We start from the raw sequence: 10,688 nt of genomic DNA, 5'->3' as shown, positions 1-10,688 counted from the left end.
GATTCAGACATCAGTCTGAACGCAGTAGGGATCCACGTCCTTTAGGGCGTGGAGGATGTCAACTGGTAAAAAACACGCTTATCAAGCGAGATAAAGCATGGCTTGTCTCGCTTGTGGCTCTTTCTTCCAAGGCAAAAGTAGCTCTCCTTCCCTTTTTATACCCCACGTAAAATCTATTTTTTCCATGAATAAATTCAATGGTTTTATGATGAATTAGTCATGTTTTTTCTAAGAGATTATTTTTCTATATTTATAGGTTTGTGTGAATTAATAGATTTATTGTATTAGTTTCGTATAAGAAACAATTAAAATAATTTTATTTATCTCTTTTGTATTATTGTGAAAATAGTATTTAAAAATGTTTGTTTATTCATCATTTTAATGATGAAGGGATAATTATTAGTTAATTTTTTGCTCTTTTTGTTTTTCCTAAAAATGCTATTTTAGTGTTTTTTATAATAGAGTTTATTTTATTTAATTTGTTTTGTTTCAATAAGATATATTTTCATTTATTTAAAATGCCACATATTGATAAATTATAATCTTGTTAAAATATCTTGAAAAGTTCATTATTCACAGCGTATTAATAAATACAAAAACCTCTAATAAATAAGGATCTCAACTGTATGTGTTATTAATCTAATATTTAGACTATTTATTTTAATAGCCATAAATAGATGACGTTCTTAATTAATTCGTTGTACCGGAAACCATTCGCATAGGGAGTACGGTATTTTTTTTATCAGCACAATTCCACTAACTATGAAAAAAACAAAACATTTATTTAAAACAAAGGGTTGTAATATTCCTTTTACTTCTGTGATGATGGTAAGTTTTGTCTTAATGGGCTGTAACGATCAATCGACTCAGCCAACCAAGCCTGCTATCCCAGAAGTGGGAGTCTATACTGTCAAAGAGGAAATTCTTCCATTAACGGTCGATTTGCCAGCAAGAACGGCATCTTATCGTGTCTCACAGGTGCGCCCACAAGTCGATGGTATTTTAGAAAAACGTCTATTTACTGAAGGTAGTGATGTTAAAAAAGATCAACCACTGTATCAAATAGATAAAAAACCTTACGAAACTCAGGTAGCTAAAGCACAAGCGGCTTACGATAATGTGAAAAAATTAGCTGCCCGTTATAAATCTTTACGTGCCACTAATGCCATTAGTCAGCAAGAATATGACGATGTAGTTTCACGCCTTGATCAAGCTAAAGCCGATTTAAATCAAGCAAAGATTAACCTTGGCTATACCCAAGTTTTATCACCTATTAGCGGCAAAATCAGTCGCTCTTTTGTTAGTGAAGGGGCATTAGTGAGTAGTGGACAAAGCCAGCCATTAGCGACCATCACACAGCTTGATCCTATCTATGTGGATATTACTCAACCTATTACTAACCAACTGAAATTAAAGTCACTGATCCAACAAGGTGTCGTCACTGATAGTGAAGATAAAATGGATGTGACGCTGTTTTTAGAAGATGGCTCTCAGTACCCTTATACCGGTACATTAAGTTTTTCCGAAGTACAAGTTGAGCCAAGTACAGGCTCAGTGACATTACGCGCCAAATTCCCTAATCCACAGCACCAATTATTACCAGGAATGTATACCAAAGCTCGCATTATGCAAGGGACTCAAGAGAAAGCGATTGTTGTGCCACAACAAGCGATTACCTTTGATGCCCGTGGTAAATCCATCACATATATCGTTGATCAACAACAAGTATTACAAGCAAGAGATGTTGAAATATTAAAACCACAAGGTAATGGATGGATCATAAAACAGGGATTACAAGCTGGCGATAGGATCATGACAGAAGGTCATCATCGTGCAAAACCGGGCGTAAAAGTCAATGCGGTTCCTGCTAACAACATTTCATTAAAGACCACCTTAGAGTAAGTCTTCATTTAGGTAATACATTATTATGTCTCGATTTTTTATTAATCGGCCAATACTTTCGTGGGTGATGGCTATTGTTATTATGATTGCAGGAGGATTGTCGTTAATAAAACTTCCTGTGAGTCAATATCCTGAAATTGCAGCTCCAGCGATAATGATCACCGCAGTTTATCCCGGTGCATCGGCTGAAACAGTGCAAGACACGGTTGTTCAAGTTATTGAGCAAGAGCTTAGCGGATTAGATGGCTTCCGTTATTTAAGTTCAAATAGTAATACGGATGGTAGCTTTGAAGTTATCGCCACCTTTGAACAAGGTACGGATAGTGATATTGCGTTGATGCAGGTACAAAATAAACTGCAATTAGCAACTCCTAAGTTACCCCTTGAAGTACAACGACAAGGGATGAGGGTAGTGAAATTCCAGATTAACTTTATGCAAGTGGTTGCCCTCGTAGATGAATCTGGAAAATTAGATGCCTTTGATTTAGGTAATTACCTTGCCTCACATATGAAAGATCCTATTTCTCGTATTGATGGTATGGGGGATATTCTGTTATTGGGATCACCACGCGCTATGCGTATTTGGCTTGATCCGGATAAACTGACCAATTATCACCTGATGCCGAAAGATATTGCCGCGGCTATCCAAGATGAGAATGTACAGGTGTCCGCCGGGCAGTTAGCGGGCTTACCGGCATTAAAAGGTGTTGAGTTAAACGCAACCATTACCAGCTCATCACGTATGGTATCAGTAGATGAATTCAACCATATTCTATTAAAAGTGAATCTTGATGGCTCACAAGTTCTGTTACAAGATGTAGCGAAAGTCGAAGTAGGGGCAGATAATTTCTCTATTTCAAGCTTATACAATGGTAAACCGTCTGCGGGTATGGCTATGCGCTTAGCGCCCGGAGCTAACCTACTTGATGTGTCTAAAAAAGTAAAAGAGGTTGTGGAAGCTCAGTCGCAGTTTTTCCCTCAAGGTGTAAAAGCCCTTTTCCCTTATGACACAACGCCTTCTGTAAAATCGTCCATTAGCTCTGTGGTAAGAACGATTGTCGAAGCTTCCATCTTAGTGTTCTTGGTTATGTTCCTGTTCCTACAAAATATTCGGGCAACCTTGGTGCCAACATTGGCTATACCGGTTGTTTTATTAGGAACTTTTGGTGTATTAGCCGCATTAGGTTTAACTATCAACGTATTAACGATGTATGCCATGGTGCTCGCAATCGGCTTGCTGGTGGATGATGCCATCGTTGTGGTTGAAAACGTTGAACGGATCATGCATGAACAGGCGATTTCGGTAAAAGAAGCGACTATTCTCTCGATGACGCAAATTCAAGGGGCGTTAGTGGGGATTGGTCTTGTTTTATCAGCGGTCTTTGTGCCAATGGCATTTTTTGGTGGATCGGCTGGGATTATTTATCGCCAGTTTGCAGCGACTATTGTTGTCGCGATGGCATTATCAGTGCTTATCGCATTAACATTTACACCCGCATTATGCGCGTCCATATTGAAAAAGCCACAACCTAAGGTGAAGAAACGTCGTGGATTCTTCTGGCTGTTCAACCGTTTCTTTGATAGAGGAACTAACTATTACGAGAAGGGGGTACGCAATATCTTGTACCGTCGAGGCCGTTATATGTTTATTTTCCTCATTATTACCGTTGGAACAGGGTGGTTATTTACGCAATTACCTAAAGCCTTCTTACCAAATGAAGACCAAGGGGTTGTGATGATTGAAGTCCGTATGCCAGCAAATAGTACCGCTGAGCGTATGGAACAAACCATGGCAGAATTTAGGGATTATTTACTGACCGAAGAAAAACATCTGGTTAAAACAGTATTTACTGTTAATGGCTTTAACTTTGCAGGTCGTGGTCAAAATGCGGGTATGGCATTTGTTAACTTGGCTGATTGGTCAGAGCGTAAAGGAAAAGGAGAAGATGTTTTCTCATTAGTGGCACGAGCACAGCAACACTTTAACTCTATCCGTGATGGTATGGTTATTGCGTTCCCACCACCTGCTATTATGGAGATGGGGAATGCGATGGGATTTGATTTCTACTTACAAGATAATGCGGGTTTAGGCCATACTGAATTGGTTAAAGCTCGTGATAAATTCCTCGAATTAGCAGCACAAAGTCCAGTATTAACTAATGTTCGCCCGAACGGTAAAAACGATGAACCTCAATTACGTGTTGTGATTGATAAAGAGCGTGCAAGAGCATTACAACTGCGTTTATCTGATATTAACGATACATTATCTGCCGCATGGGGATCGATGTATGTAAATGATTTTATTGATGAAGGTCGTGTTAAACGTGTTTATCTACAAGGGGAAGCCTCAGCGCGTATGTTGCCAACCGATCTGGATAAATGGCATGTTCGTAATCAGCGCGGTGAAATGATCCCATTCAACGCCTTTGCAACAACACAATGGTATATGGGGCCACCGAAATTAGAGCGTTTTAATGGGCTATCAGCGATTGAGATCTTAGGTGAACCAGCGCCAGGTTACAGTACGGGTGACGCGATGCTGGCAATTGCAGATATTATGAAACAATTGCCATCTGAAATCAGCCTAAGCTATAGCGGTCTGTCTTATGAAGAAATTCAAACACAAGACCAAGCACCTGCATTATATGTGATGACAATTCTGTTTGTTTTCTTAAGCTTAGCGGCACTCTATGAAAGTTGGTCAGTACCTTTCTCTGTCGCTTTAGTGGTGCCATTTGGTATTTTAGGGGCTGTTATCGCGACACTGTTACGAGGTTTATCCTCAGATGTCTATTTCCAAATAGGTTTGATGACCACCATTGGCCTATCAGCGAAAAATGCCATCTTAATTGTTGAGTTTGCTAAACATCTTTATGAGAAGGATGGTAAACCATTAATCGATGCGGCAGCAGAAGCGGCAAGAATGAGACTACGCCCTATCATTATGACCTCACTCGCCTTTACTTTTGGGGTATTACCTATGGCACTTGCTGCAGGTGCAGGGCAAGGTAGTCAGCACTCTGTTGCAACAGGGGTAATTGGCGGTATGCTCGCATCCACTTTCTTGGCTATTTTCTTTGTACCACTGTTCTATGTCTTTGTGGTTAAACTATTTTCACGAAAAAAAGCACATGTGAGTATTGAGGAAATAGATAAGTAATAGAATTATCTCGCAGTGAGATTTAAGCGTAAAAATAACCCAAACCATAGCAATGACTGTGGTTTGGGTTTTATTTTTAGGTCAGTTTAATCTTGGTGAGGAGATTTTAGTTTAACTTTTAATAGTCTTACGGCATTGGCGGTCACTAAAGCTGTTGCTCCTGAGTCAGCCAATACGGCAACCCAAAGTCCAGTGATACCGAATAAACTGGTGACTAAGAATATCGCTTTTAAACCCAATGCTATGGTAATATTTTCACGGATAATTTTACGTGTTGCACGAGATAGCTGAATAATTTCGGGTAAGCCAGTTAAACGGTTATGGGTTAATGCTGCGTCGGCAGTTTCTAAAGCGACATCTGTACCACTTCCCATCGCAACACCAATGGTAGCCGCTTTCATTGCTGGTGCATCATTAATACCATCACCCACCATCATTGTGTTATGTGTTTGACTGATTTCCATCACTGAAGTGACTTTATCTTCAGGGAGCAATCCTGCACGGAAATCCATACCCAGTTTTTGTGCAATCGCAGCCGCTGCTCTTGGGTTATCACCGGTTAACATCACGGCATTGATATTCATCGATTTCAACACTTTCATTGATTCGATGGCATCGTTGCGCAATGTATCTTGCATCGCAATCACACCAATGAACTGATCTTCTTTTAATACCACCACAACGGTTTTGCCTTCATCTTCAAGACGAGCGACTTGTTGTTGCCATTGTGCAGATAATGGTGTGGTTTCTGATAATTGTGTTGGGGCACTGACCAGAATATGCTGATTATTTAAATAACCTTCAATCCCTTTACCCGCTAAAGCCTTGCGATTATCGGCTTCCACAACATCAATTTGTTGCTCTTGTGCTTTATTAATAATGGCTTTTGCGAGAGGGTGATGAGAGCCAACTTCTACAGAAGAAGCCAACATCAGTAGCTCTTTCTCATTAAAGCCTACATTTGCTATGACATCAGTGACTTGAGGTTTACCCTCTGTTAATGTGCCTGTTTTATCTAGAGCAACGGTATTGACTGTGCCCAGTTGTTCAAGTGCTGCACCACCTTTAATTAAGGCACCTCGTTTTGTTGCTGCTGCCAGTGCTGATGTAATGGCGGCTGGTGTTGAAATAACCAGAGCACAAGGACAACCAATTAATAACAGTGTTAAACCACGGTAGAACCAAGTTTCCCAAGGTTGAGCGAATAATAAAGGTGGAATAATGATCACTAATGCGGAAAACAGCATAATCAGTGGTGTGTAATAGCGACTGAAACGGTCAACAAAACGTTCAATGGGCGCTTTACGCTCTTCCGCTTCTTCGATCAGTTGTAAAATACGGTCGATGGCATTTTGCCCCTGTTCAGAGACCACTTTCATTTGCACCGAGCGATCAACAGATAAACAGCCAGCAGCGACTTTTTCACCCTGTAAACGTTCGACCGGCACCGATTCACCCGTTAATGCGCTTTCATCAAAACTTGCAAAAGCAGTAATTAATTCGGCATCTGTGGGTAAGCGCGCACCTGGTGCAATTTCAATAATATCGCCGGGGCGCAATTGAGCTACAGGGACTGTCTGTTTTTTACCCTCTTTGATTACCACCGCTTCTTCTGGTACAAGAGCCATTAATGCGCTGACTCCGCGGCGTGCACGACCCGCAGCGTAAGACTCAAGCATTTCGCCAATCATAAACAGCAAAATTACCATTGCCGCTTCTTCGGTGGCATTAATAAACAGTGCCCCAATAGCCGCAACACTCATCAAGGTTTCAATCGCGAATGGGGTACCACTACGAATGAGTCGTAGCGATTTTTTTACAATAGGGAATAACCCGATTAATGTCGTTGCAATAAAGGCAGCGCGACCTGCTTGTGGATCAATAAACTCGGCACCCCAACTTATCGCCATTAAAATCGCTAAGATAATGACGAATGAGCTCTCTTTTAAGAGGCTTTGTTTTGCAGGAGGCTGAGATCCCGCTGATGAGATATCAAATAGTTCAAAACCGGCACTTTTAACGGCACTAATCACATCAGTACGTAAATCGGTATCGGCATCGACAACCAGTTTTTCAGTGGCAAACAAGATCTTCGCTTGTTTAACGCCGACCACTTTCAGTACTGCTGTCTCTATCTTTTGCGCGCAGCTTGGGCAATCCATTCCTTGCACTTTCCAACTAAAACGTTGCTGTGCAATTTTTTCAGGCTCTACATTAGAGACAGGGGCGTTGCTGTCACAACAGCCATGGGCATGATCATGACCATCATGAGCGTGATGATTATGCTCATGTTGATGGCCATGATGATGTTCTTCTTCACATTCAGGATCACTCTTATCGATTTTGCTATGAGTGTGTCCACTTTCAGTATGTGAGTGCATACTACTATTATCTGCCTGATTAGAGCAGCATTGAGAGCTTGAACAGCAAGCATCGGTATGTTTATGGTTATCGTGTTGATGAGCGTGTTTAGACATACGCCTCTCCTCGTTCAACAAAGTACAGTTTTATCAATTACCGATACTTTACAGCTTGGAGTAGAGTCCAGAGTCAAGATAAACAGAGCGTATTGATTGTCAAAAAGTGCGGATTTGTTAAATCAATTAATCCCTTGTTTCTATTGATAAAGAAACAAGGGATCAGGGTTTTAGAGAAAAAGGGCTCTAACAATAAAGAAGTGACCAATAAAGTAACAGGCACTTACCAGTCCTTTAGAGGCTGAAAAAGAGAAGCGGAAACGGTTGATAAGCCAAATAGAGTAAGCAATTACTAACAAGAGTGAGCCTATCATGATAGAAAAGTTGTAGTCGTTGCTCAGGTAGAAGAATTTCTCTCCTGCAACCCAAAACATCGCAAAAGCCGCTAATAAAGTCAGTAATACAGGTATGGCAAATTTATCCAGTTTAGTCCAGATGATGGCTAACACGATAATTGCGGCAACGATAACAAAACCAAGCAAAGGAAGATAAAAAGAGATTTGTAATGGTAAGGCAAAACTAATTAGGTAGAGAATATAACTTAGGAATAACAAGGCTAAAGAAGGTAGTAAATACTTACCTTCAAACATTTTTAATACATCAGAAAGTAATGTTGCTAATAAAGCGCCGACAATAAGATAACTATTAATGCTATGCTCAGGGACTTGCCATGCCCAAAGGAGTAATAGTAGTAGTGTAATAGGACGGAATAGCCATCGTTGCCAATTAGGGCCACGATACGCGGCATCGATATAAAGCCACCCAGAAAATAAGACAGCGAGAAAAGGCCAACTCATAATATCTTCCTTATTCTTATATAGAGAACTCTTTTATTATTCATAACAGAAAGCATAATTTAAGAATAGCGATTAATGAAGAAACTAGCGTATTAATTAAAATTAACTACAGATAAGCACAATGTGAATTTATAACGATAATAGGAATGAGTGTAATGAATAAAGCGGGAATGTTAGGTGTTGCGGTGCTGATTATCATTATCGCTAGCGCAACATATCGTTTTTTTGAGCAAAGAAAACAGCGTATCAGTGATGATAATTCACCCGTTAAATTATATATGGTAGAAGTTGTTGATAAGCAACAAATACCGAAAAACGATCGACGTTCAAGAGAAAATGATGTTAATGGGCCAGAAACAACCTATTACTATCAAGTGACTTTTCGTTTAACAACGGACTCTCAGCAAGATATTATCTTACGTGTGGATAAAACCACTTTCTCAAATGTAGCGCTGGAGATGAAAGGGCGATTATTTATGCAAGGTAGTCGTTTCGTGCAGTTTGAAACAGATGCACCAGATAATGAAAGTAGCAAAACATCAGCTAAATAAGCATCAGAGCATAAGAAACTGGGGAGTTAGCGTGTTATCCCCAGTGACTTGAATAGACGATGATTATTGGTTTTTATTTTTTTGTTTTTCTAGATACTCTTTGCGCAACTCTTTTTGTATTCTCAATAGCTCAAAAATACCAAAAAAGAAGATCTTAAATTGGAGTAAGCCAGAAGGTTTTTTATCTTCGGGTTGGCCTGCTTTATACATGGCAATTTGTAAGCCGTGCATAATCACCATAAAGATTAATGCGATATCCATAAAGTACTTTAAAGGTTTAGGGAATGGGGAAATAAGATTTAAACAAAGAAATCCCCACACACCGATCATTAAAAATCGACCTAAAAAGATTAACATAGCAGCTCCATAACAAATTAAGCAGATAAATTGCGAATATAGAGACGATAGGCGACTTGGCCTGCGATTTTTTCTCTATGTAATCGCCAATTTTCTGGTAAAGAATAAACCTGTGCGTTTACTTCTTCTTCAATATAAATATAACAACCTTCGGCTAACCATTGGTTATTTTCTAATAATTGCAGGGTGTTTGCCAACATACCTTGATGAAAAGGAGGATCTAAAAACACCACATCATATGCAGTACCTTGTTTAGCTAGATAATTTAACGCACTATCTTGAATAACATGCCCATTATCAGCGCCAAGCAGCGCTAAATTAGCAGTAATTTGTTGCGCGACTTTACGGTCGAACTCAATGAATGTCGTTTCTTTTGCATAGCGAGAGAGTGCTTCAATACCTAGCCCACCACTGCCAGCAAAGCAATCTAAGCAACGAGCGTTCTGAATAACGGGCATAAGCCAATTAAACAGTGTTTCTTTGACTCTATCGGTGGTGGGACGTAATCCTTGGCTATCAAGCACAGGAAGTTTCCGACCACGCCATTTACCTCCGATTATTCTGATTTGTCCCATCGGCGTTTTTTGTGGTTTCTTAGCCATATTTTTCTGATATATATCGTTTAAGCGTGAATTTTGGCGTGTTTTAATGTTTCAAGGAACAAGTTTGTTGATAACTTGATAACTTACCTTGATTTAAGCGCGAATAATTTACCATAAAATTCGTATAAAAGATGCGTTTATCCTCGATCAAATGATAGACTTCATTATTATTTTTAATATCGTCAATGTTATCGCGCCATGATTTAGTGCGAGGAGTTTAGTAGCTAATGGCAAAAGAAAAAAAAGGTTTTTTCTCGTGGCTCGGATTTGGCCGTAATAAAGAAGAAAATACTGCACAAGAGAAAGAACAACAACGTTTAGAGGCCGAACGTGCAGAGCAGGCGCGCTTAGCCGAAGAAGAAGCTCAACGTCAAGCGCAACTAGAAGCTGAACAAGTGCGTTTAGCCGAAGAAGAAGCCCAGCGTCAAGCGCAACTTGAAGCTGAACAAGCACGCCAAGAAGCGCAAAGAGCAGAGGCAGAACGATTAGCTGCTGAACGTGCAGAGCAGGCGCGTTTAGCCGAAGAAGAAGCGCAACGTCAAGCGCAACTTGAAGCTGAACAAGCACGCCAAGAAGCGCAAAGAGCAGAAGCTGAACGATTAGCTGCTGAACGTGCGGAGCAGGCACGTTTAGCCGAAGAAGAAGCCCAACGTCAAGCGCAACTTGAAGCTGAACAAGCACGCCAAGAAGCGCAAAGAGCAGAAGCTGAAAAATTAGCTGCTGAACGTGCAGAGCAGGCACGTTTAGCCGAAGAAGAAGCCCAGCGTCAAGCGCAACTAGAAGCTGAACAAGCACGCCAAGAAGCGCAAAGAGCAGAAGCTGAAAAATTAGCTGCTGAACGT

At 40.4% G+C, this 10,688-nt stretch carries 7 protein-coding genes and 1 pseudogene; 4 read left to right on the top strand and 4 right to left on the bottom strand.

Annotated features, from left to right (window positions below):
* The first annotated feature begins 762 nt into the window (after positions 1 to 762).
* Together AACQ49_RS01645 and AACQ49_RS01640 are read left to right on the top strand one after the other, a co-directional pair.
* On the top strand, positions 763 to 1,902 hold the full coding sequence (locus tag AACQ49_RS01645) for an efflux RND transporter periplasmic adaptor subunit (RefSeq protein ID WP_004245395.1): 1,140 nt from the start codon (positions 763 to 765) through the stop codon (positions 1,900 to 1,902).
* 25 nt (positions 1,903 to 1,927) lie between these two features.
* Positions 1,928 to 5,062 carry an efflux RND transporter permease subunit gene (locus AACQ49_RS01640; RefSeq protein ID WP_004245394.1) on the top strand — a complete coding sequence of 1,045 codons (3,135 nt, stop codon included), beginning with the start codon at positions 1,928 to 1,930 and terminating at the stop codon, positions 5,060 to 5,062.
* A gap of 86 nt (positions 5,063 to 5,148) precedes the next feature.
* Here the strand turns inward: AACQ49_RS01640 and AACQ49_RS01635 are convergent, their stop codons facing one another.
* Positions 5,149 to 7,539 (bottom strand): zinc/cadmium/mercury/lead-transporting ATPase, encoded by a 2,391-nt coding sequence (locus tag AACQ49_RS01635; RefSeq protein ID WP_004248874.1) that lies wholly within the window; start codon positions 7,537 to 7,539, stop codon positions 5,149 to 5,151.
* A 170-nt stretch (positions 7,540 to 7,709) separates the two neighbouring features.
* A complete protein-coding gene (locus AACQ49_RS01630; protein WP_004248875.1) occupies positions 7,710 to 8,336 on the bottom strand; it encodes a lysoplasmalogenase in 627 nt (208 codons plus the stop codon).
* A 146-nt stretch (positions 8,337 to 8,482) separates the two neighbouring features.
* Here AACQ49_RS01630 and AACQ49_RS01625 point away from each other — a divergent pair, with 146 nt between their 5' ends.
* Complete coding sequence (locus AACQ49_RS01625) at positions 8,483 to 8,887, top strand: DUF2500 family protein (RefSeq protein ID WP_161778854.1); 405 nt, start codon at positions 8,483 to 8,485, stop codon at positions 8,885 to 8,887.
* 63 nt (positions 8,888 to 8,950) lie between these two features.
* On the opposite strand, the gene AACQ49_RS01620 is transcribed toward AACQ49_RS01625, so the two are convergent.
* Both AACQ49_RS01620 and rsmD read right to left on the bottom strand, forming a co-directional pair.
* Entirely contained in the window at positions 8,951 to 9,244 is a 294-nt protein-coding gene (locus AACQ49_RS01620; RefSeq protein WP_004248877.1) for a DUF1145 family protein, read from the bottom strand.
* A 17-nt stretch (positions 9,245 to 9,261) separates the two neighbouring features.
* The gene (gene rsmD / locus AACQ49_RS01615) at positions 9,262 to 9,846 is read right to left on the bottom strand and encodes a 16S rRNA (guanine(966)-N(2))-methyltransferase (RefSeq protein WP_004245388.1); all 585 of its coding nucleotides are present in this window, start codon (positions 9,844 to 9,846) and stop codon (positions 9,262 to 9,264) included.
* Between the two features lie 227 nt (positions 9,847 to 10,073).
* Between rsmD and AACQ49_RS01610 the strand changes: the two are divergent.
* A pseudogene (locus tag AACQ49_RS01610) lies at positions 10,074 to 10,688 on the top strand (signal recognition particle-docking protein FtsY); the annotation flags it as partial.

The sequence above is a fragment of the Proteus sp. G2675 genome (assembly GCF_963886535.1).
Lineage (GTDB): Bacteria > Pseudomonadota > Gammaproteobacteria > Enterobacterales > Enterobacteriaceae > Proteus > Proteus mirabilis.
The sequence above is the reverse complement of the archived record's forward strand: the minus strand, read 5'-3'. Positions and strand labels throughout refer to the sequence as shown.